Genomic DNA, 21,390 nt, shown 5'->3' with positions numbered 1-21,390 from the left:
AATTACTTCTTCATGATTCACTCTCCTGATAACGGGAGTTTTGGAGCATGGCAGGAGAATTCTGGCTTGATGATCGGCAATGGGCAGTGATCGCTCCTTTGCTTCCAACGAACCAACCCGGCGCGCATCGAACTGACGACCGCCGGGTGATTAGCGGCATCATCCATGTGCTGCGCACTGGCTGTCGGTGGCAGGATTGCCCCGCTGTCTACGGTCCCTCGACAACCATCTACAATCGTTTCCATCGTTGGTCTGCCAAAGGCATATGGCGGCAACTATTCGAAGCACTGGTGCAGACGACCAATCGCGACATTCACATGATCGACAGCACCACCGCAAAGGCGCACCGATCTGCTGCTGGCGGAAAAGGGGGGCGGAAGCTCAAGCCATCGGTCGATCGCGAGGCGGCAGATCGACAAAAATACATGCTGTTGTCGATGGTTGTGGCCGCCCAGTCGCACTGAGAATAACCCCTGGGCAGCGCGGTGACGCTCCCATTGCCATCCCACTGCTTGAGCCACTGCCGCCAAGCAACCTGTGCGCTGCCGATACGGCTTACGATAGCAACGCGTTACGCGATTTTCTCAAAGCTCGCGGCACTGAACCGGTCATTCCAAATAATCCGACCCGTAAGCGGATCAAACCTTTCAACCCAATTGCCTACCGCCGCCGAAACATCATCGAACGCACCTTTTGCCGCCTCAAGGACTGGAGGAGGGTCGCGACACGATATGACAAGCTCATGCTGAACTTTACAGCCACATGCTATATCGCTGCCATCGTCACATGGTGGCTCAATTGAGTCTGGACCCTAGAGCTTGGTGTGCAGTTTATGCCGACAGACCGAGATTTTCCTGATCCAGTGCAGGCACTAGCGGCCCATCAATCGCTGCCTCAAAACCGCGCAAGCGCTTGTAGATTGAAAGCAGTTCAATAATCGTCGTCCATGAGTTGACGAGATATTGGAACGAGGTTCGCACTTGCTCGAAAACGTTGGAAATCTGGCTCATTAGACCCAGCGTCAGCTTACCCGCGACAATAGAAGGAATGAGGATCAGCAGCGGAAAGATATTATCCGCCTGCAGATAGAAAATGCGCGCGACGTTGAAATACACATAGTGAAAGTAGAGTCGGAAATAGTTGTGGCGCACATTTGAAAACAGCTCGCCCATGGTTATCGGTTCAGCGCGGTTCGCATGGTCTTCGCCATAAACAAGCTCCTTACGATATGCTGCTTCCACCCGCTGATTGTTAAATTCGAGACCCGGCAGCTTGATACCGACGAGCGCCAGAAAGGCGGTCCCGAAGATCGCCCACACAATAGCGGCCCAAACCAGCGCATGCGGAATAGTGCCAATAATCGGAAGTTCGCTGACCTTTTCCGAGAACGTAAAAAGCACCGGCAGAAAGGCGATCAGTGTCATGACGGACTTTACGAGGCTGACACCAAGCTGTTCCAGCGTCGTGGAAAAGCGCATCGTATCCTCTTGCACGCGCTGGGCGGCACCTTCGATATGGCGCAGTTTCTGCCAGTGCAGCATGTAATAATTGTTCATGGCCGTGCGCCAGCGAAAGATATAATGGCTGACGAAGAACATGCTCAGGACGCCAATCGTGATCGCCAGAAAAGCGATGCCCGCGAAGTCCAGTGCGCCCCAGTAAAAATCGGCGGCCGAAACGGCACCCGGCGTACTCAAAGCTTTTTGCACCATGTCATAGAACGGCCCGTACCAGGCATTGACCGCAACGCTGACCTGAACGCTGAAGTAAGTCGTAAACAGGATGAGAGCCGAGCCAAGGATCGACCAGCGCTGCCATGGATGCGGTGAGAACCAAGCCCATAAAGTGTAGAATGCCAGCGCCACCACCGCGAAATAAACATAGAACCACAGGAATGGTGCCGACCAGAAGATGCTCGCACCGATGATGGGGGCTGCATCAGCTGCTGCAGGTGGCAATCCGACCATGCCGCCCAGTTTAGCGCCCCCTTCATACCAGCCGAGCACAGCAAGGATGGTCCAGAGAAGTGCGGACGAAAAGAAGAGCTTGGGACGCGGGAAAAACGATACAAACATCAGGAAATCCAAAAATGCAATTCTGCATTTATGAAATGCCTGTCCCGCATCCTTTACCAGTTAAATTTTTGTAAGGTTTCCCATCACTTGGCGGTTCTCACAGCAGCAAGCCTAAAGCAGCAGACGATTATGTCTTACGAACAGGCACGCTGTCGGGCTGGGCCGAATGCAGGAAGTGCAGCAGCGTCTCATTGACCGACTGCAGGCGAAAAGCCGTATCACGCCAGCTGAAATCGATATCCTGTGGCACTGGTGTCAAACGCTCCGGTGTGTCGCCTTCATCCAAATTGCAATTGTGGATTACCGATTGCAGCGACCGTGCGATCCATTCAGGTGGTGAGGCTTCTTTCTTGCGCAGCGCATTGCCAAGCGCCTCGCCAAACAGCAAAGCAGATGCATAAAGACGAATGCCGCGGCGATCATAGCGGCCTGCCATTTCACTGACTTCGCGCGCGACGAGCCGTCCACGCAAGGACCAGCGCGCATTCGACCGCGCTAAAGCGATACCGTCGCCCAGAGCATTCAGCGCGCGCTGCGCCTGCGTGAACTGGTTTATGGCGCTTTGGGCATGGACAACGTCCTGCTTTTCAAGCGCTACCGCTGACTGTTTCAAGCCTTTCAGGATGTTATCGACAAGCCCACGCACGGCCCTGTCAATCAGCCGTACCGGATCAGGTGTCACCAATATCTGGCTGAACAGTAGACCAATGCCAGCGCCCACCAGCACATCGATGAGGCGTGTCATGCCCGCGACCTGCGGGCCCATCGCCAGCACAAGAATGGCGGAAACGCCGGATTGGATGGCTATTGCCGGCGCCAAGCCGAAGGTCGTTGCAAGCACCATCGCGATGCAAGTGACAACGCTCATATGCAGGACCGGAATTGTTTCCGGCAAAAGCAACGAGAGTTCGCCGACCACAACCCCCGTTGTGACACCGGTAATGACACCCACTGCCTGTTTTCCGTGATTGGGCAGATTAGGTGCCAAACAGATAACTGCCGTCACCATTGCAAAGACGGGTCGCGGCTGGCCGAGCATCCACTGACAAACCAGCCATGCAACCGCACCGGCAACGGAGGCAATCAGCGCATCGCGCCAACTGACCGACCATTGCTGGAAAACTCTGTCTAACCGCTTATGCATGATTTGGCCTGCCCGCTATCGTCATGTGAAGACATATTATCTAAGGCAAACCTTGAGATGCTCAAGCTTTGAAGAACATCTCGTATTGATCGGGCTTGAAGCCGACAGTCAGCTTGCCAGCCTTATCCAGTACCGGCCGCTTGACCATAGAAGGCTGCGCCAGCATCAGCTCGCGTGCCTTCGCAGCATCGACATTCTGACGCTCGCCATCTGGCAGTTTGCGAAAGGTTGTGCCTGCACGATTGAGCAGTTTTTCCCACTCAATGTCTTTTAGAAAGCGGTCGAGTGTCGCAGCATCGAGGCCTTCCTTCTTATAATCGTGGAAGGTGTAATCGATGCCATGATCTTCAAGCCATGTACGCGCCTTCTTCATGGTGTCACAGTTTTTGATACCGTAAATGGTCACGCTCATTTCCGACTCCTTTGATCTCGTGCCGCGATCAAAAGCCATCAACCGAAACGTTGCAACCCTTTATCGTGCATCGTGAAATATAATGCCCAGCGTATGACGCTTGCCTGAGCGCAGACGACTGACGCCGTGCCGCATTTTCGCCTTATAATCGCCACGTGTGCCACGAATTGGCCTGTCGTTTACCGCAAAAATCACGGCATCTCCCTGCCTTAAAGGCACGACTTCCGCCCTGCTTTGCATACGCGGGCGCTGCTCGGTCAGCACAAACTCGCCGCCGGTGAAATCCTCGCCCGGCTGTGACAGCAGAACCGCCACCTGAAGCGAGAAAGCCAGATCGCCGTAGAGATCCTGATGCAGGCAATTATAATCACCCTCGACATATTGCAGGATAAGTGGTGTCGGACGCGTCTGCCCTGCCGCATGACAGATTGCGAGATACGCATCATGGCTTGTGGGATATTGTACTCCGCTCCCAAGACGCTCGCTCCAACGATTGGCGATGGGACTTAGCCGCGCATATAGCTCTTGCCGTAAGCCTTGAATGATATCCGGGAGCGGGTTGGAAAAATACTTGTATTCACCACGCCCGAAGCCATGTCTTGCCATCGTGATTGTCGAGCGGAATGCATCGGGTGCATCATAGAGCCCGACAAGCTGATTGCATTGATGTGAGGACAAGATTTTTGCAAGCGTTGCAGTGCCAAACTGATCCAGCTCATCGGCGATTTTTCCCCAGTCATAAGAGGCCAGTTTATCCTTCATGACTGGCGCTCTCTTTCAAGCAGATCACGCTTGCGCTCCACACCCCAGCGATAGCCGGAAAGGCCGCCATCATGACGCACGACCCGATGGCAAGGAACCGCAACAGCAATCTTGTTGGCACCACAGGCTTGGGCCACGGCCCGCGTTGATTTGGGCAGACCGATTGTCTGGGCAAGTTCGCTATAGCTTACGGTCTTGCCCAGTGGAATTTCCCGCAAAGCTTGCCACACGCGCTGCTGAAAAGCTGTGCCTCTCAAATCAAGTGGCAGATCAAACCCAATACCGGGATTTTCGACAAAGCCAATCACCTGCGCGATATGATCCTCGAAATCGCGGTCTGCTCCGACAAGCTGCGCTTTCGGAAAGCGCTTTTCCAGATCGATAATCAGCTCCTGCGGATCATCGCCCATCAGAATGGCACAGACCCCCTTCTCACTTTCGGCCACCAGAACAGCACCAAGTGCCGACTGTCCGATCGCAAAGCGGATGGTCTCATTTTCGCCGCCGGACTTGTAGACCTTCGGTTTCATGCCGAGAATCTTGTCCGAAGCCTCATAGAAGCGGCTGGAGGAATTATAGCCTGCCTCATAGATCGCGTCCGTTACGCGGCTGCCATTGGCCTTGAGTGCTGCTCGCATTCTGCCTGCACGATGTGCATCGGCATAAGCCTTTGGTGTCAGGCCAGTAAAGCTTTTAAAGATGCGATGGAAATGTGCGGAACTTGCCCCTGCTGCACGCGCAATGTCTTCGAGTGCCGGAACTTCTTCGGCACTTTCAATGAAGCGGCAGGCTGCAGATACCATATCGGCATAACGCGCGTTGTTTTGTGCGTCGAGCGTCGCATCAATGTGTGGCTTGCACCGCATACAAGGGCGAAAGCCTGCATGCTCTGCATCTTCGCAAGCAACAAAAAACTGCACATTTTCGCGTTTTCCCCGCCGCGATGGGCATGAAGGGCGGCAATAGACGCCCGTCGTGCGTACAGCGTAAACGAATTGGCCATCTGATGCCTTGTCGCGCGCCAGCACTTGTCTCCAGCGGCTTTCATCAGTGTCGTTGCTGTTCGTTTGCGTGAGTGTCATCAGGTTCATGTCCGTTGTCCTTCCTAATATGAAGGAAATCTAACCCCAGACAAGACCGACAACACTCCGCTGCTTGCTTTCAAATTTCCGAAACGTTTTTAAGCCTTGCGCGCTTCCTTGATCGCTTCGATCAGGTCCTGCTCTTTCATCACGCCGCCATAAAGTCTGGTGCCAATGACGAAGGACGGAGTGCCACCAAAATTGAAGGCTTCACCCTGATCCATATTGCGTTCAAGAATGCCGTTGATCCGTGCAGCATCTGCTTTGTAAGCGGCTTCAAGCTTTTTCGGATCAAGACCAGCTTTCTTGAGTGCTGCATCCGTCTGATCTTTGGTCAGACGGCCCGGTGTTACCATCATGGCTTCCATCGCCTTGACGTAGTCACCAGACTTTTCGGCCGCCAGCACCAGCCGCGCCGGATAAGCCGAGTTGTCGCCAAAGATAATCCAGTCTTTCAACACCAACCGCACCTTGCCGTCATTTTCGACAACGCGCATGAGTTCGGCATGGCCCTTTTTGCAGTAAGGGCACTGATAGTCGAAATATTCAACGATGGTGACATCGCCATTTGGATTGCCGAGAACCGGGATGTCTTTGTCATAGAGGACATCGGCGACAGTCGGCACACGCTGGGCGAAGCTCTCGCCGCCAGAAATGGCAATTGTTGCGGCACCGGCTGCAGTTGCTGCCAGCATCTGACGACGATTGATCATTAGCTTTCTCCTTCAGAAGATTGGGCCCTTGATTGAGACTTATCCAGAACGACGACACGGCTTCCGCTGGAAACACGCTTATGAAGGTCGAGAATGTCCTGATTGAAAAGACGGATGCAGCCTGAAGATGCGGCTTTGCCGACCGACCATGGCTCATTCGTACCGTGGATGCGATAGAGCGTATCTTTGCCATCGCGATAGAGATAGAGGGCTCGCGCGCCGAGTGGATTGCGGATACCACCTTCCAGACCCTTGGCATATTTCGCGTAATGATCCGGATTGCGCTTAATCATATTCTGCGTCGGCGTCCAACGCGGCCATTGCGCCTTATACGCAACCTTTGCCTCACCGCTGAAAGTCAGGCCTGCACGACCGACACCTACGGAATAACGCATGGCTTTGCCGCCGGGCTGCACGAGATAAAGATAGCGCGCATAGGGATCGACAATGATAGTTCCGACCGGATGGCTGGTCTTGTAATTGACCTGCTTACGCAGATTACGCTCGGCGATTTTGCTCAGATCAAGTGCTGCAATCTGATTACCGCCATCATTGACTGCACCATACATGACTTCATATTCGCTCTTTGCCGTCTGCACTTCAGGTTCTGGCAAAGGCTCAACAACAGGTGCTGCAGCCACGGGCTGAGGAGCGACAGCAACCGTTTCTGGCATCGTCACTGCGATCGGGCTATCTGACGACGTCGTCGTACAAGCCGCAACGACTAGCGGCAGCAGGCTGATCAACAACAGCCGCGCTACGGACGCTGCTGTGCGCCCCTTTTGATTTTGAGTAGTCAATGCCCAATACCCCAAATGTCCCCGAGCCATGTTCAATTTAGAGCGCGTTTTGATCTGATTGCACCAGATCAGCGCTCCAACCTTTCGTTTTAACGCGCATCTTGTTCCGAAAACCGGTTTCCACTTTTCGGATGCGCTCTCATAAGCCTTGCTTCTGGTCGGTCCTCAGAAGCCCGACAGAGCGTTCAATGGTTGCCGACGATACATCGCCGACCAATCTTGTTCCTTCAGGCTCTTTGCTGGCATTGTTGAAGAAAACCATGGTTGGCGGACCTGCCACTTTGAGCTTTGCCATGAGATCGGCATTGCCCGCATTGAGGTCCGAGACATCCGCCTTGATAAGCTGATATCCGCCAAGCGCTTTCTTCACGCCTGCATCCGGCAGGACGCGCCGCTCCACAGTAGAGCAGCTTACGCACCAATCTGCCGTGAAATAGACCAGCGTCGGCTTGTCGCCGTGCGCCGCGTCCAGCTTTTCCTGAAGGGCAGAAACCGTATCGACCGGCGCGAATCGCAGCTCGGCCAAATTATGGTTAACGTCACGATTAACCAATGCCGCCAGCGGTTGCAATGGATCGCGGCCACCCGATGCCACGCCGAGCATCAAAATAACGCCATAAACGAAGGCCGTCGTGCCGATGGTGCGGGCGACAACACTGCGCCCCGGTATATTGAGAAAGGCAAAGCGCGCAACGCCAAACAGCAGCAAGGCCCAAAGCACCATATCCACGCCCGAGGGCAACAAAGGTGCCGCCATAAAGATAGCAGTTGCCAGAAAACCAAAGCCAAATACCTGCTTGAACAGTTCCATCCAGGCTCCGGCACGTGGCAAGGTGCCTGCACCAAGCGTAGCAAACGCAATCAAAGGCAGACCTTTGCCGATGCCAAGTGCGAAGAGAGCGCTGGCTCCGAGTGCTACGTTGGCGGTCTGCGCGATATAAAGTAGCGCGCCTGCCAAGGGTGCCGTAACGCAGGGGCCAACGATCAACACCGACGAAAAGCCGAGAATTGCAGCAGAGCGTTTTGAACCGGTTCGTTGACCAGTCTTGGCAGAAATTGCACTCACCCACGATGATGGCAACTGGATTTGGAACAGGCCGAACATCGACAGGGCCAGCAGTGTGAATATTCCGGCAAGTGCCAAGGCCATCCATTTGGATTGCAGCACCATTTGCAGGTTTTGGCCGGACCAGCCTGCAATAGCGCCAATGACTGCAAACCCAAGCGCAAGGCTGACAACATAGGTACTCGACAGAACAAAACCACGTCGCGCAGTCAGTTTTTCACCTTCTCGCGCCAGAGTTCCGGCAACAATCGGATAGATCGGGAACACGCAAGGCGTAAAGGCCAGTAGCACGCCGAAAGCAAGAAAAGCCGCAATCACCAGCACTGAACCACCCTGATCAAGCAGGTTCTCAATCATGCCCTTTTCAGGAGCGAGTGCGAAAGCTTTGCCTTGGTCATTCGGTGTTGGCGCGGCCGTAAATGCCGAGCCTTGTGAAAAGGCCTTACCCATCTGACTGCTGACTGCAAGCGTTACCGGATCGATGGTACGGGTTTCAGGTCGATAGCAGATGCCGTCTTCCTGACAGCCCTGATAAGTCAGTTGAATGGGTTCATTGCCTGCCGGAATACCGGCGCTTGCACGGGTATAATAGACTTCAAGGCGTCCGAAGTTCGGATCATCTTTTGCGATGCCTGGCTGGGTATCGACGGCCAGCGCCTGACCTTTTGTATCTTTTGCTTCGATATGATCGCGATAAAGATAGTAGCCGTCTGAAATCTGCCAATTGAAAATCAGTCGGTTATCGCCGTCCTTCACCACGCTTAGACGAAATGCATCATTGACCGGCAGCGGGCTTGCAGCCACTGCGGACGAAAGAACCATCATAAAAAAAGCGACGAGTATCGCAAAAAAGCGCATTCGAATTATTCCGGGTAATTTGATTCGTGCAAAATAGATTAGGTTGTAAAAAGCAAATGCTGCCGTCACCTTAAGGCAGCCTTAAGCTGGCAAAGCGAGAAGCCGCTTACAGTTGAAACAAGGCGGAAACAGGAAGACACATGCGCATTCTGGTGGTTGAAGACGATGCAATCCTGCTCGACGGGCTTTCCGTGGGACTGGGGTTGGCCGGCTTTACCGTGGACGCTGTCGCAAGTTGTGGCGATGCAGAGGCAGCCCTTGCTGCCCAGAATTACAATGCGATCGTGCTCGATCTGATGCTTCCCGACGGTTCCGGCCTCGACCTATTGAAAGCCATGCGACAAGCACGCGATGAAACACCAGTTCTGTTATTGACCGCTCGCGATCAGGTGCCCGAACGCATTGCAGGTCTTGATGCGGGTGCAGATGATTATGTCGGCAAGCCGTTTGATCTGCATGAGCTTGCGGCGCGTGTGCGCGCCATAGCACGGCGTGGCTCAGGTCGCGCCAGTGCTACACTTGAATGGCAAGGCGTAGAACTTGATCCGGCTGAAATGACGGTGCAATTCAAGGGCACCCCCCTGCGTCTGACGCGACGTGAGTTTTCGATATTGCGCACCTTGATGGAGCGCCCGACGGCTACCGTTTCCAAGTCATCGCTCGAAGAAGCCCTTTATGGCTGGCAAGAGGAAGTCGAAAGCAACGCAGTGGAAGTACATATCCATCACCTTCGCGCCAAGCTCGGCTCCGGCTTTATCGAAACTGTTCGCGGTGTCGGCTACAGGCTCGCGGGAGCCCATACATGAACTCCATTCGCAGTCGCCTCACCGGCATATTGATCGGCATCACCTGCCTCGTCTGGCTGTTTGCCGTGATCTGGATTCATGTCAGCACGCAGTCGCGCCTCGAAAAAGTGCTCGATGCGCGCTTGATGGAAGCCGCTCGCATGGTCAACTCGTTGCTGACTGAGCATCGCGTCGAAGTCGGCCCTGATGGGGATGGCGGGCAGCTTTCGCTGAAGCCCATGCCAGATTTCCCAATGTATGACCGCCAGCTTTTTTGCCAGATATGGGCGATCGACGGCAAGCTTGTGGGACGATCCGAAAGCGCGCCTGGCGAACGACTGACCGATGTAGCCAATGGATTCTCTGATACAGTTGTCGCGGGCGATCGCTGGCGCGTCTTTGCGGTCGAGAATACGCAACTGGGCTTGCGCGTGATGGTTGGCGACAGCCTTTCAGTTCGCGAGCGGTTGGTGCAAAGTGTGGTTACGGGCGTCGTACTACCGGCACTGCTTCTGCTTCCGATCCTCGCTATCCTGATCTGGCTATGCGTGCGGCGTGGCCTCAACCCACTAAGCAACCTTGCAGCAATCTTATCCAAACGGGATGCGAGAGACTTACGGCCACTGCGTGAAGAGAAGCTTCCGTCAGAAATTGCCCCGGCTGTTTCGGCGCTCAACGGGCTTTTCCATCGTGTGGAAGAAGCGCGGGAGCGCGAGCGTAATTTTGCAATCTTTGCGGCACATGAATTGAAGACCCCGCTTGCAGGTCTCAAAACACAGGCCCAAATTGCAGAGGGCGCAAAAGACGACGCCATGCGTATCAACGCCGTTCGTCAGATTGCCGCTGGAGTCGATCGCACCAGCCGTCTGGTCAATCAGTTGCTTGATCTGGCAGCGCTTGAAACAGGCGATGAAATGGAGCCTCCAGCCCCCGAGCCCGCTTGCCAGCTGCTCGTTTCAATCTCAACGGATATGCGGATGCTTGCGGCGCATCGCGGCGTCAAAATCGAGCTACCGGGCAATCTGCCACTGGTTACGATGCAATACCCGCACCTCTTCACGTTAGCCATGCGCAATCTGATCGAGAACGCCGTCAACCATTCGCCGGAAGGTGGTTCGGTACGATGCAGCCTTCATCAGGATGGCGAGCGTTTGGTCTTCACTGTTGAGGATGATGGCCTCGGAATACCGCCCGAGGAAATGATCCATGTGACTGAACGCTTCTATCGCGGTGCGAACAGAAGTGAAAACGGCAGCGGTCTTGGCCTTCCAATCGTCCAGATGGCAGCAACACGCATGGGCGGTGAAGTGCAATTGCACAACCGCATCGAAGGCGGCCTGCGCGCCCTTCTTATCATTCCGGCACAAACTGCGACATAAATTCCTGCCTGTTTAAGTTGAACATTAGGTCTCTTACTATATTAATGCAATTGCAAATCATTTGCATTAAGATTCGTATATTCGTTCGAGTTCAGATATCGCTTCTGAGAAAAGAAACCGAGACTGTTCATGCTGTTCAATCCTAGATCGGGGCCTAAATCAGAGCCCGACGCTTCACAGCTCTTGTCAAAGCACGTTCCTCGTTCTGGCAAAGAATGGAGACGGCAGCAGGCATCAACAGTCAAAGCGATTTTAAGACGGGCCGGGTTGCGCCCGACCCGTCAGCGCATAGCTCTCGGGTGCTTACTGTTCACTGACAAGCATCGGCATGCAACCCCAGATATGTTGAACGAAGAAGCCTTGTTGCACGGGGAAAAACTTTCGGTCGCAACAGTCTACAACGCACTTAATCAGTTCGCCGGTGCAGGTCTCATCCGCAAGATCAGCTTACATAGTGAGCGGACCTATTTCGATACGGATACGGGTGATCATACGCATTTCTACATTCATGACGAAGACAGGATCATCGACATTGCATCCAATGATGTAAGTGTTGGTCCCCTGCCTCCGCCACCTGCGGGTTACAAGGTCAGCAAGGTTGATATTCTCATCCATCTGACGCCCATCACTGACAGCAACTGATTTCCCAAAAAACTCCCAATTCGTCGCAGGCGCTCTAATCTTTTGTTTTGGCACGCATCTTGTCCGAAAACCGTTTCACACTTTTCGGGATGCGCTTAAGCGCTCGTTGATTTAGATCAATGACACCCTCTCGTAGAGAGCCGATAGAGAACTATCGCTATAGCTGTCTTCACTTCGACAGCTTCTGACTTGCGCTGCGAGGGGATTAGATGAACTACGCCGCTGGAACAGTCCTTTCTGGTCTGGGAGCACTTTTTGCCGTGCTTCTGGCCGGATTTTCTCATGATGAGTTGTTCAGAACCCATATGTGGATTCTGTTCGCTACACTTGCCATCTTCACCATTTTGCTGATGCGGAATGCCGATTACGGCCTGACGCCAAAGAAGGTTGACCAGTCCACCTATATGGATGGACCGATCCGCTATGGTGTCATCGCAACCGTATTCTGGGGCGTTGTTGGCTTTCTGGTCGGTGTGCTTATCGCAGCCCAGCTCGCTTTTCCGGATCTCAATCTGGAACCTTATCTGAACTTTGGCCGTCTGCGTCCGCTGCACACATCAGCAGTTGTTTTTGCGTTTGGCGGCAACATACTCATCGCCTCATCCTTCTATGTCGTGCAGCGTACCTGTCGCGCACGCCTCGTTGGTGGCGATTTGGCCTGGTTCGTATTCTGGGGCTATCAGCTCTTTATCGTAATGGCTGCAACCGGCTACCTGCTCGGTATCACACAGAGCCGCGAATATGCTGAACCGGAATGGTATGTCGATATCTGGCTCACCATCGTCTGGGTCGCCTATCTCGTTGTCTTCCTCGGCACCGTGTTGAAGCGCAAAGAGCCGCATATCTATGTGGCAAACTGGTTCTACCTGTCGTTCATCATCACCATTGCCATGTTGCATATCATCAACAATCTGGCGATCCCGGTATCGTTCTTAGGCGTCAAGAGCTATTCGGCCTTCGCAGGCGTTCAGGATGCCGTGACCCAATGGTGGTACGGCCATAACGCGGTTGCGTTCTTCCTGACCGTGCCATTCCTTGCGATGATGTACTATTTCGTACCAAAGCAGGCGAACCGTCCGGTCTATTCCTATCGCCTGTCGATCGTTCACTTCTGGTCTATCATCTTCCTCTATATCTGGGCTGGCCCTCACCATCTACATTACACGGCTGTTCCCGATTGGGCGCAGACGCTCGGCATGGTGTTCTCGATCATGCTGTGGATGCCTTCATGGGGTGGCATGATCAACGGTCTGATGACGCTTTCGGGTGCATGGGACAAGGTTCGTACCGATCCGATCATCCGTCTGATGGTTGCAGCTATCGCCTTCTATGGCATGGCGACCTTTGAAGGTCCGATGCTGTCGATCAAGGCAGTCAACTCGCTGTCCCACTACACCGACTGGACCATTGGTCACGTTCATGCGGGTGCGCTGGGCTGGAATGGCATGATCACATTTGCTGCCGTTTACTACCTCACACCCAAGCTGTGGGACCGTGAACGCCTCTATTCGATCCGCATGGTCAACTGGCACTTCTGGCTCGCAACACTCGGCATCGTGCTCTACGCCGCTGCCATGTGGGTTGCCGGTATCCAGCAGGGTCTGATGTGGCGCGAATACGACGATCAGGGTTTCCTCGTCTATTCCTTCGCCGAAACCGTGCTCGCAATGTTCCCATACTACGTCATCCGTACGGCAGGCGGTCTGCTCTACCTCGCCGGTGGATTGGTCATGGCATGGAATGTCTACCAGACCATTCGCGGCAACCTGCGCAAAGAAGTGCCAATGGGCGGTGCCCGGCCTGCTGCTGGCGCCCCAATGCAGCCAGCCGAATAAGGAGTGTGATTTATGTCTATTCTGAAAAAACACTCCAAGCTGGAGAGAAACGCGACCTTGCTGCTGATTGCCTCGCTTGCCGTGGTAACGGTCGGTGGCATCGTTGAGATCGCGCCGCTGTTCTATCTCGAAAATACCATCGAGAAGGTGGAGGGCATGCGTCCCTATTCGCCGCTGGAACTCGCGGGCCGTGACATCTATGTGCGTGAAGGTTGTTATCTCTGCCACAGCCAGATGATCCGCCCGTTCCGTGACGAAGTGGAGCGCTACGGCCATTACAGTCTGGCTGCGGAATCCATGTATGACCATTCATTCCAGTGGGGCTCTAAGCGTACAGGTCCCGACCTTGCGCGCGTCGGTGGCCGTTACTCCAACGAATGGCACGTGCAGCACCTCATCCGTCCGCGTGACGTGGTGCCGGAATCGGTCATGCCAAGCTACGCCTTCCTCAAAGATCGTCCGCTCGATGCCAACAACATCGCTGCGAACCTGAAGGCCAATGTGGCAGTCGGTGTGCCTTACACCCCCGAGATGGTCGACAATGCACTCGCCGACCTGAAGGCTCAAGCCGATCCGAACGCCGATACTTCTGGTGTCGAAGGGCGTTATCCCAAGGCACGTGTTGGTGATTTTGACGGTAATCCGCAGGTCATCTCCGAAATGGACGCGCTCATCGCCTATCTCCAGATGCTCGGCACGCTCGTTGATTTCTCGACCTACGACCAGTCCCCCAAAGCGCGATAAAGCGGAGATTTAGCGATGGATTACAATACCCTACGCACTTTCGCCGATAGCTGGGGCCTGCTCGCCATGGCGCTCTTCTTCGTCTTTGTCATTCTCTTTGCCTTCCGCCCCGGAAGCAAAAAGAAAGCCGATGAAGCGAAGGAAATTCCATTCAAGGACGACAAAAATGACTGACAAACAGATCGATGAAGTCAGTGGCGTAGAGACCACCGGCCACGAATGGGATGGCATTCGGGAACTCGACAATCCAATGCCACGCTGGTGGCTCTGGACCTTTTACGCAACGATTGTCTGGGCACTTGCCTATGTCATTGCCTATCCCGCATGGCCGCTGATTTCCAATTCAACCGCGGGCCTGATCGGCTGGTCGAGCCGCGGCGATTTCTGGAAAGAGAACGCAGAGATTGCGGCTGGTCGTCAGGGCATTATCGACCAGATCAAAGCCAAGGATGTGCATGAGATTCTGGCCGATGAAAACCTGCGCCAATATGCGATTGCGGGCGGTGCGGCTGCTTTCCGCGTCAATTGCGTGCAGTGCCACGGCTCAGGCGCACAGGGCGCACCCGGCTATCCAAACCTCAATGATGATGACTGGCTGTGGGGTGGTTCGGTCGACGACATCCTGACGACCATTCGTCATGGAGTGCGCTCGCCTGACGATAGTGAAACACGCGTTTCGGAAATGCCGGGCTTTGCGGATGTCCTCGAGCCCGCTCAGATACGCGATGTCGCAGCTTACGTGGTCAGCCTTTCCGGCACGCCACATGATCCGGCCATGGTTCCGGAAGGCCAAAAGGTATTTGCTGAAAACTGTGCCGTCTGTCACGGCGCGGATGCAAAGGGCCTGCGTGAATTTGGTGCACCAAATCTCACCGACGCCATCTGGTTCTACGGCTCGGGCGAAGACGCTATTGCGCGTCAGGTCGCGCGTCCAAAACATGGCGTGATGCCTGCTTGGGAAACGCGCCTCGGCGATGCAACCGTCAAGCAGCTCGCAATTTTCGTCCACTCGCTCGGTGGTGGTGAATAAAGCATTTCCAGCAAAAGTGCTTAGCAGTTTTACGTAGGATAATGCGTAAAAACAAATAGTTAGAGCGGCTCCAACGATTCAATCTTAATTGGAGCCGCTCTAACGACCACTGGCCCCGAAAAGGGGCCAGTGAAAACAAGGGCAGCTCCAATTGAACGGCAAATCGGGGCTGCGCTCATGTCACTGCATTGGAACGGACGGCGAATAACCACCCCGCTCTCAATTGTTGCAAGTACGATCTACCGGCAAGCCAGCTTCTGTCTGTCCGGCATCGCGCTTCAGGAGCAAGGCAAATGTCAGACGATGTCGAACGCATAGACGTTCAGGCAGTCAACTCCCCCAAGACCCGCCTCCCTAAAAGTGGGAAGTCGCTTTATGCGGCGCGGGTGAAGATATTTCCGAAGCGTGTGCAGGGTGAGTTCCGCCGCTTCAAATGGATCATCATGTTCATTACGTTGGGGATCTATTACCTGACGCCGTGGCTGCGCTGGGATCGCGGCCCCTATGCGCCCGATCAGGCGGTGCTGATTGATCTTGCCAATCGCCGCTTCTATTTCTTCTTCATCGAAATCTGGCCGCAGGAATTCTATTACGTCGCGGGCCTGCTCATCATGGCGGGCCTCGGTCTGTTTCTGGTGACATCTGCGGCTGGGCGCGCTTGGTGTGGCTACACCTGTCCGCAGACTGTCTGGGTCGATCTCTATCTTGTTGTTGAGCGCGCGATCGAAGGCGACCGCAATGCCCGCATGAAACTCGATAAGGCTCCATGGACCTTTGACAAGGTCTGGAAGCGAGTAACCAAGCACGGCATCTGGATATTGATCGGTATTCTGACCGGTGGCGCATGGATTTTCTATTTCGCCGACGCCCCCACTCTGCTTATGGATTTCGTCACGGCTAAAGCGGCACCCGTCGCCTATTTCACCGTCGCCATTCTCACCGCCACGACCTATGTTTTCGGCGGCCTGATGCGTGAGCAGGTCTGCACTTATATGTGTCCTTGGCCACGCATCCAGGCGGCCATGCTCGATGAGAACTCTCTCACCGTCACCTATAATGACTGGCGCGGCGAACCACGTTCACGTCACTCCAAAAAAGCAATTACTACGGGCGAAACCGTTGGCGATTGCGTCGATTGTAATGCCTGCGTTGCCGCCTGCCCTATGGGTATCGACATTCGCGACGGGCAGCAGCTTGAATGTATTACCTGCGCACTCTGCATTGATGCCTGCAACTCTGTGATGGACAAGGTCGGCAAGGAACGCGGACTGATCTCCTATGCAACACTTGCCGACTACAATTCGAATATGGACCTCGCCACCAATAACGGCACGGCTCCTATCGATCCCACGCGTGTCTATGAAGCGCCAAACAAGTTTTCCAGTGCGGTTGAACATCTGTCGCTGAAAAAAGTTCTGCGTCCGCGCATCCTGTTTTACTTCATCGTCTGGGCGCTGATCGGCCTCACGCTCGTTATCTCGCTTTCGATGCGTCAGCGCATCGGCATTAACGTGTTGCATGACCGCACGCCGCAATATGTGTTGCTGTCCGATGGCTCAATCCGCAACGGTTATACCGTCAAGCTGCTCAACATGATCCCCGTTCCACGCACTTTCCGTCTGTCGATAGAAGGGTTGCCGGGTGCAACGCTGACTGTTCAGGATGAAAACATCGATGCGGAAGGCAATTACGATGTGCCGGTAGAACCCGACCGGCTGAAGACGCTGCGCGTTTTCGTGACCCTGCCGCATGATGCAATTACGGAGCCACGCTCCGACTATGAAATCGAAGTGCGCGACGCGGACGGCTCCGAAAGCGCACGCTACAAAGCAACTTTCATGGCACCGGAGAAGAAATGATGTCAGTAAAATCAAAAACGTCAGGCACTTTTACCGGTTGGCACATGCTGGGCATCATGATTGCCTTTTTTGGCGTCATCATCGCTGTCAATATGACCATGGCTTACAAGGCAGTCAGTAGCTGGAGCGGGCTTGTGGTGAAAAACACCTATGTCGCAAGCCAGGAGTTCAACGACAAAGCCGAAACCGGCAAGGAACAAGCTGCACTCGGTTGGCAGTCCCAGCCATCTTACGCAGAAGGTGTGTTCAGCTGGAAACTCGCGGATCGCGACGGCAAAGCCATTACCTTGGCCGGTGGCACGGTTGAATTCAAGCGCCCGGTCGGCGATGTGCACGACACCAAAGTCACCCTCAGCACGGGTGACGAGGGTGTGCTGACCGCGCCGCTTGAGCTTGGTGAAGGCGCATGGATCATGGAAGTCAATGCCGATGCCAATGAAAAGTATGGCCTTGAAGATCCCTATCGCCATATCATCCGCGTTCTTGTGAAGGACGGGAGGATCTTATGAGTTGTTGCGTTGAAAATGCTCAGATAGCCACCGTCATTCAGACCGTTTCGCCCGATGAAATGCTGGTTGCAAGTCGTGCGCTGGGCGACGGCCTGCGCCAGCTTGATCTGTCGGTTCCCGGCGTTCATTGCGGCCTTTGCATCAAGACCATTGAAGAGGTGCTCGGTAAGCTGCCGGGCGTCGCATATGTTCGCGTTAATCTCACAGCGCGCCGCGTCACCATTCGCTGGAAGGATGGCGAAACACCGCCTGATGTCGTCGATCCGCTACGCCGCCTTGGCTACGAGGCGCATATTTTCGATATGGTTCAGGATAAGGACCCGGCCTTCACACGGCTGTTGATAGCGCTTGGGGTTGCAGCCTTCGCATCCAGCAATGTGATGCTGTTGTCTGTTGCAGTCTGGTCGGGAGCAGATGCCGCAACGCGCGATATGTTTCACTGGATTTCCGGTCTTATCGCCCTGCCGACATTGATTTATTCGGGTCGGATTTTCTATGTTTCCGCATGGAATGCGCTTCGCGCCCATCGCGTGAACATGGATGTGCCGATTGCACTCGCCATTTCGCTTGCCTTCGGCATGAGCGTTTATGAGACCATGAACCATGGGCAACACGCCTACTTCGATGCCTCGGTTTCACTGCTGTTTTTCCTGTTGATCGGTCGCACGCTCGATTATCTCATGCGCGCACGCGCACGCTCCGCTGTGCGAGGTCTTGCACAGTTAAGCCCGCGTGGTGCCGTGGTTATCGGCGAAAATGACGAGCGTAACTATCTGCCGGTCAATGAAGTCCGCCCCGGAATGCGGATCATCCTTGCAGCAGGAGAGCGCGTTCCCGTTGACGCGAAAGTGGAAGATGGACACTCGGAACTCGATTGCGCCATTGCATCGGGCGAAAGCGATGCAGTGCCTGTCGGTCCCGGCTCGGATATTCGTGCGGGCACCATGAACCTCTCCGCTCCACTCGTCATTCGCGCAACTGCCGAAGCCAAGGATTCGTTCCTTGCCGAGATGGTGCGCCTGATGGATGTCGCAGAAGGAGGCCGCGCCTATTATCGTCGTCTCGCTGATCGTGCCTCGGAGCTTTATGTGCCGATGGTGCATACGATAGCCTTTGCGGCATTTGTCGGCTGGATGATCTATACCGGCGGCGACTGGTATCGCTCTATCTATATTGCGATCTGCACGCTCATTATCACTTGCCCCTGTGCGTTGGCACTTGCCGTGCCAATCGTTCAGGTGGTTGCCGCGCGACGCCTGTTTGAAAATGGCATCATGATCAAGGACGGTTCCGCAATGGAGCGGATGGCTGAGATCGATACAGCCATATTCGACAAGACCGGAACGCTGACACTTGGTCAGCCGCGCCTCATTAACCGCGATATGATCAACCCGAACCACCTCGAAATTGCAGCTGAACTGTCGCTTTATTCGCGTCATCCATTGTCGCGAGCGCTGGCGTTGTTCTCTGGCGCAAAGCCAATGACTGCTTTCACACGCATTGAGGAAGTTCCCGGTTCGGGCATTGATGCAGCGTTGAATGGCACGGTTTACCGGCTCGGAAAGCGCGAATGGACTGACAGCAATGCGCATGCTGATACTGCCGACGGCCCAGAGACCTGCCTTTCCATCGACGGCAAGCTGGTTGAAACATTCCGCTTTGAAGACCAACCGCGCGAAGATGCAGCGAGCGCCATCGGCACTCTAAAACGCAATGGTTTGAAGCTGGAAATAATTTCCGGCGACAAACAGCCCGCCGTGCAAAAGCTTGCCGGTTATCTTGGTGTCGATACCTATCGCGGCGAAGTTCTGCCTGCTGACAAGTCACAACTTGTGCAGGAACTCACCGCCGATGGTCGCAAAGTTCTGATGGTCGGTGACGGGCTTAATGATGCTCCAGCCCTTGTTGCAGCCCATGTTTCCATGGCTCCCGCAACCGCTGCCGATATCGGCCGGAATGCTGCCGATTTCGTATTCCTGCGCGAAAGCCTCTCCGCCGTACCGCTGGCTTTTGCTGTATCGAAGGAAGCTGGCAAGCTGATCAGCCAAAACTTTGCGCTGTCCATAGGCTATAATATCATTGCTGTGCCGATTGCGATTTTCGGCTATGTGACGCCATTGGTAGCAGCATTATCGATGTCGCTATCGTCCATCGTGGTCGTCAGCAACGCCATGCGATTGCGGGCTGGAAAGCAAAAGCAGCCGGTGCAAACCACTGTCGCACCTGCTGCCATTTTGAAGGAAGCGCACAAATGAGCGGACTTCTTTTCCTTATTCCCATCGCGCTGGGCCTTGGTGTTCTGGGCCTTGCCGGTTTTTTATGGTCATTGAAAAATGGCCAGTATGAAGACTTAGACGGAGCTGCAACCCGGATACTTATCGACGACGAAACTAAGCCAATATCAAAATCGCTCTCAGATCATTGACGTTCGTTCCGGTGGGACCGGGCATGAACAGATCATCAATCGCATCAAATGCCGTCCATGCGTCATTGACGTTAAGCCGCGCAGCCCCGTCTTCACCCGCCTTTTGCAGCCGCGAAACCGTTGTGCCATCGGCAAAAGCTCCAGCATTATCTTCCGAACCGTCGATGCCATCGGTATCCGCTGCCAGCGCGTGAATATTCGTATAGCTATCTATATCAAGCGCGAAGGACAGTAGAAACTCGCTGTTGCGCCCGCCTTTGCCGCCTTTCGCACGAATAGTCACGGTCGTTTCACCACCTGACAGGATCACCACCGGCTTTTTAAACGGACGATCACGATCAGCCACTTCACGCGCAATCGCCGCATGAACATGAGCAACTTCGCGTGCCTCACCTTCCATTGAATCGGACAGGATCACCGCCTCAACGCCATGGCGCTCCGCTTCCTTGACTGCGGCCTCCAGAGAAACGGCTGCTGACGCAATCACACGTACTTCATTGTCGGCAAAGATTTTGTCGTCGGGTTTTGGCGCATGAGCCTTCTCGCTTTTGATATGCGCGAGCACAGCATCTGGCAGTTCAAGCTTATAGCGTTCGATGATTTTCAGCGCTTCGTCGCGGCTGGTTTTATCCGGCACAGTTGGGCCTGACGCAACAAAGGCAGGATTGTCACCGGGAATATCAGAAACGACCAGCGAAAAGACTTTTGCCGGATGGGCGCAAGCAGCTAATCTTCCACCCTTGATGGTCGAAAGATGTTTTCTCACGGCATTCATTGCCGAAATCGGCGCACCAGATGCCAGCAACGACTTATTGACGGCGATCTCATCTTCCAAGGTCAGGCCTTCAGGCGGCGATGGCAACAATGCCGAACCGCCACCGGAAATGAGCGCGACGACAAGATCATCCTCGGTGAGACCCGACACCGCGTCAAACAGTCGTTTTGAAGCAGCAAGCCCGGCATCATCGGGAATCGGATGCGACGCCTCAATGATCTCAATAGTTTTGCAGGGCGTGCCATAGCCGTAACGCGTGACTACAACACCTTCCAGCGGCGCTTCCTCATTCTCATGCCGCTCTGCCCATGCCCGCTCGAATGCAGCCGCCATCTGCGCCGAGCCTTTGCCTGCACCAATCACAATCGTTCGGCCTTTGGGCTTTGCAGGCAGATTGGCGCGGATCACCAGTTCAGGGTCAGCAGCAGCAACCGCTGCATCAAAGAGACTGGTCAAAAACTTCTTCGGATCGGTGATGGCGGTCATGAGATTCCC

General features: G+C 54.5%; 20 protein-coding genes and 1 pseudogene. 12 read left to right on the top strand and 9 right to left on the bottom strand.

Annotated elements, in window-relative coordinates:
• Positions 1–47: 47 nt before the first annotated feature.
• Positions 48–733, top strand: a pseudogene (locus CES85_RS11395) (IS5 family transposase); the annotation flags it as partial.
• 97 nt (positions 734–830) lie between these two features.
• On the opposite strand, the gene sbmA reads toward CES85_RS11395, so the two are convergent.
• From sbmA to dsbD, 8 genes are all read right to left on the bottom strand, one after another.
• Positions 831–2,075, bottom strand: coding sequence for a peptide antibiotic transporter SbmA (gene sbmA, locus CES85_RS11390; RefSeq protein WP_095446101.1), 1,245 nt, complete (start codon positions 2,073–2,075; stop codon positions 831–833).
• A 127-nt stretch (positions 2,076–2,202) separates the two neighbouring features.
• Positions 2,203–3,219, bottom strand: a complete 1,017-nt coding sequence (locus CES85_RS11385) for an FUSC family protein (RefSeq protein WP_095446100.1) — start codon at positions 3,217–3,219, stop codon at positions 2,203–2,205.
• Between the two features lie 61 nt (positions 3,220–3,280).
• Entirely contained in the window at positions 3,281–3,631 is a 351-nt protein-coding gene (locus CES85_RS11380; RefSeq protein ID WP_095447843.1) for an ArsC family reductase, read from the bottom strand.
• 60 nt (positions 3,632–3,691) lie between these two features.
• Positions 3,692–4,393 (bottom strand): 2OG-Fe(II) oxygenase, encoded by a 702-nt coding sequence (locus CES85_RS11375; protein ID WP_095446099.1) that lies wholly within the window; start codon positions 4,391–4,393, stop codon positions 3,692–3,694.
• Positions 4,390–5,484 carry a bifunctional DNA-binding transcriptional regulator/O6-methylguanine-DNA methyltransferase Ada gene (ada, locus tag CES85_RS11370; protein WP_095446098.1) on the bottom strand — a complete coding sequence of 365 codons (1,095 nt, stop codon included), beginning with the start codon at positions 5,482–5,484 and terminating at the stop codon, positions 4,390–4,392. Before ada ends, CES85_RS11375 begins: the two co-directional genes overlap by 4 nt.
• Positions 5,485–5,573: 89 nt before the next feature.
• Positions 5,574–6,188, bottom strand: a complete 615-nt coding sequence (locus CES85_RS11365) for a DsbA family protein (RefSeq protein ID WP_095446097.1) — start codon at positions 6,186–6,188, stop codon at positions 5,574–5,576.
• On the bottom strand, positions 6,188–6,988 hold the full coding sequence (locus CES85_RS11360) for a L,D-transpeptidase (protein WP_235902054.1): 801 nt from the start codon (positions 6,986–6,988) through the stop codon (positions 6,188–6,190). Before CES85_RS11360 ends, CES85_RS11365 begins: the two co-directional genes overlap by 1 nt.
• Before the next feature lie 139 nt (positions 6,989–7,127).
• Positions 7,128–8,912 (bottom strand): protein-disulfide reductase DsbD, encoded by a 1,785-nt coding sequence (gene dsbD, locus CES85_RS11355; protein ID WP_095446095.1) that lies wholly within the window; start codon positions 8,910–8,912, stop codon positions 7,128–7,130.
• Between the two features lie 140 nt (positions 8,913–9,052).
• Here dsbD and CES85_RS11350 point away from each other — a divergent pair, with 140 nt between their 5' ends.
• The 11 genes from CES85_RS11350 to ccoS all read left to right on the top strand — a co-directional run bounded on the left by CES85_RS11350 (position 9,053) and on the right by ccoS (position 20,120).
• Entirely contained in the window at positions 9,053–9,718 is a 666-nt protein-coding gene (locus CES85_RS11350; protein ID WP_095446094.1) for a response regulator, read from the top strand.
• A complete protein-coding gene (locus CES85_RS11345) occupies positions 9,715–11,076 on the top strand; it encodes an ATP-binding protein (RefSeq protein ID WP_095446093.1) in 1,362 nt (453 codons plus the stop codon). The genes CES85_RS11350 and CES85_RS11345 overlap by 4 nt, the downstream gene beginning before the upstream one ends.
• Before the next feature lie 129 nt (positions 11,077–11,205).
• Positions 11,206–11,718 (top strand): iron response transcriptional regulator IrrA, encoded by a 513-nt coding sequence (gene irrA / locus CES85_RS11340; RefSeq protein WP_095446092.1) that lies wholly within the window; start codon positions 11,206–11,208, stop codon positions 11,716–11,718.
• A gap of 209 nt (positions 11,719–11,927) precedes the next feature.
• The gene (ccoN, locus tag CES85_RS11335; protein ID WP_095446091.1) at positions 11,928–13,553 is read left to right on the top strand and encodes a cytochrome-c oxidase, cbb3-type subunit I; all 1,626 of its coding nucleotides are present in this window, start codon (positions 11,928–11,930) and stop codon (positions 13,551–13,553) included.
• A 12-nt stretch (positions 13,554–13,565) separates the two neighbouring features.
• Positions 13,566–14,297, top strand: coding sequence for a cytochrome-c oxidase, cbb3-type subunit II (gene ccoO, locus CES85_RS11330; RefSeq protein WP_095446090.1), 732 nt, complete (start codon positions 13,566–13,568; stop codon positions 14,295–14,297).
• A gap of 15 nt (positions 14,298–14,312) precedes the next feature.
• Positions 14,313–14,471 carry a CcoQ/FixQ family Cbb3-type cytochrome c oxidase assembly chaperone gene (locus CES85_RS11325; RefSeq protein WP_024896091.1) on the top strand — a complete coding sequence of 53 codons (159 nt, stop codon included), beginning with the start codon at positions 14,313–14,315 and terminating at the stop codon, positions 14,469–14,471.
• On the top strand, positions 14,464–15,327 hold the full coding sequence (gene ccoP, locus CES85_RS11320; RefSeq protein WP_095446089.1) for a cytochrome-c oxidase, cbb3-type subunit III: 864 nt from the start codon (positions 14,464–14,466) through the stop codon (positions 15,325–15,327). The genes CES85_RS11325 and ccoP overlap by 8 nt, the downstream gene beginning before the upstream one ends.
• 293 nt (positions 15,328–15,620) lie before the next feature.
• Positions 15,621–17,186, top strand: coding sequence for a cytochrome c oxidase accessory protein CcoG (ccoG, locus tag CES85_RS11310; RefSeq protein ID WP_095446087.1), 1,566 nt, complete (start codon positions 15,621–15,623; stop codon positions 17,184–17,186).
• Positions 17,186–17,695 carry a FixH family protein gene (locus CES85_RS11305; protein ID WP_095446086.1) on the top strand — a complete coding sequence of 170 codons (510 nt, stop codon included), beginning with the start codon at positions 17,186–17,188 and terminating at the stop codon, positions 17,693–17,695. Before ccoG ends, CES85_RS11305 begins: the two co-directional genes overlap by 1 nt.
• Positions 17,692–19,950 (top strand): cation-translocating P-type ATPase, encoded by a 2,259-nt coding sequence (locus tag CES85_RS11300; protein WP_095446085.1) that lies wholly within the window; start codon positions 17,692–17,694, stop codon positions 19,948–19,950. The genes CES85_RS11305 and CES85_RS11300 overlap by 4 nt, the downstream gene beginning before the upstream one ends.
• Entirely contained in the window at positions 19,947–20,120 is a 174-nt protein-coding gene (gene ccoS / locus CES85_RS11295; protein WP_095446084.1) for a cbb3-type cytochrome oxidase assembly protein CcoS, read from the top strand. The genes CES85_RS11300 and ccoS overlap by 4 nt, the downstream gene beginning before the upstream one ends.
• On the opposite strand, the gene CES85_RS11290 is transcribed toward ccoS, so the two are convergent.
• The gene (locus CES85_RS11290) at positions 20,086–21,381 is read right to left on the bottom strand and encodes a glycerate kinase type-2 family protein (RefSeq protein ID WP_095447842.1); all 1,296 of its coding nucleotides are present in this window, start codon (positions 21,379–21,381) and stop codon (positions 20,086–20,088) included. The two genes, ccoS and CES85_RS11290, sit on opposite strands and share 35 nt — an antisense overlap.
• Positions 21,382–21,390 lie beyond the last annotated feature (9 nt).

Source organism: Ochrobactrum quorumnocens, assembly GCF_002278035.1.
Lineage (GTDB): Bacteria > Pseudomonadota > Alphaproteobacteria > Rhizobiales > Rhizobiaceae > Brucella > Brucella quorumnocens.
Note: the sequence above shows the minus strand (reverse complement) of the source record. Positions and strands in the feature narration are given on the sequence as shown.

Bases quoted from the DNA above. Each gene is read 5' to 3' on its own strand.
- sbmA (WP_095446101.1), bottom strand. From the start codon at position 2,075: ATGTTTGTATCGTTTTTCCCGCGTCCCAAGCTCTTCTTTTCGTCCGCA.
- CES85_RS11385 (WP_095446100.1), bottom strand. From the start codon at position 3,219: ATGCATAAGCGGTTAGACAGAGTTTTCCAGCAATGGTCGGTCAGTTGG.
- CES85_RS11380 (WP_095447843.1), bottom strand. From the start codon at position 3,631: ATGAGCGTGACCATTTACGGTATCAAAAACTGTGACACCATGAAGAAG.
- CES85_RS11375 (WP_095446099.1), bottom strand. From the start codon at position 4,393: ATGAAGGATAAACTGGCCTCTTATGACTGGGGAAAAATCGCCGATGAG.
- ada (WP_095446098.1), bottom strand. From the start codon at position 5,484: ATGAACCTGATGACACTCACGCAAACGAACAGCAACGACACTGATGAA.
- CES85_RS11365 (WP_095446097.1), bottom strand. From the start codon at position 6,188: ATGATCAATCGTCGTCAGATGCTGGCAGCAACTGCAGCCGGTGCCGCA.
- dsbD (WP_095446095.1), bottom strand. From the start codon at position 8,912: ATGCGCTTTTTTGCGATACTCGTCGCTTTTTTTATGATGGTTCTTTCG.
- CES85_RS11350 (WP_095446094.1), top strand. From the start codon at position 9,053: ATGCGCATTCTGGTGGTTGAAGACGATGCAATCCTGCTCGACGGGCTT.
- CES85_RS11345 (WP_095446093.1), top strand. From the start codon at position 9,715: ATGAACTCCATTCGCAGTCGCCTCACCGGCATATTGATCGGCATCACC.
- irrA (WP_095446092.1), top strand. From the start codon at position 11,206: ATGCTGTTCAATCCTAGATCGGGGCCTAAATCAGAGCCCGACGCTTCA.
- ccoN (WP_095446091.1), top strand. From the start codon at position 11,928: ATGAACTACGCCGCTGGAACAGTCCTTTCTGGTCTGGGAGCACTTTTT.
- ccoO (WP_095446090.1), top strand. From the start codon at position 13,566: ATGTCTATTCTGAAAAAACACTCCAAGCTGGAGAGAAACGCGACCTTG.
- CES85_RS11325 (WP_024896091.1), top strand. From the start codon at position 14,313: ATGGATTACAATACCCTACGCACTTTCGCCGATAGCTGGGGCCTGCTC.
- ccoP (WP_095446089.1), top strand. From the start codon at position 14,464: ATGACTGACAAACAGATCGATGAAGTCAGTGGCGTAGAGACCACCGGC.
- ccoG (WP_095446087.1), top strand. From the start codon at position 15,621: ATGTCAGACGATGTCGAACGCATAGACGTTCAGGCAGTCAACTCCCCC.
- CES85_RS11305 (WP_095446086.1), top strand. From the start codon at position 17,186: ATGTCAGTAAAATCAAAAACGTCAGGCACTTTTACCGGTTGGCACATG.
- CES85_RS11300 (WP_095446085.1), top strand. From the start codon at position 17,692: ATGAGTTGTTGCGTTGAAAATGCTCAGATAGCCACCGTCATTCAGACC.
- ccoS (WP_095446084.1), top strand. From the start codon at position 19,947: ATGAGCGGACTTCTTTTCCTTATTCCCATCGCGCTGGGCCTTGGTGTT.
- CES85_RS11290 (WP_095447842.1), bottom strand. From the start codon at position 21,381: ATGACCGCCATCACCGATCCGAAGAAGTTTTTGACCAGTCTCTTTGAT.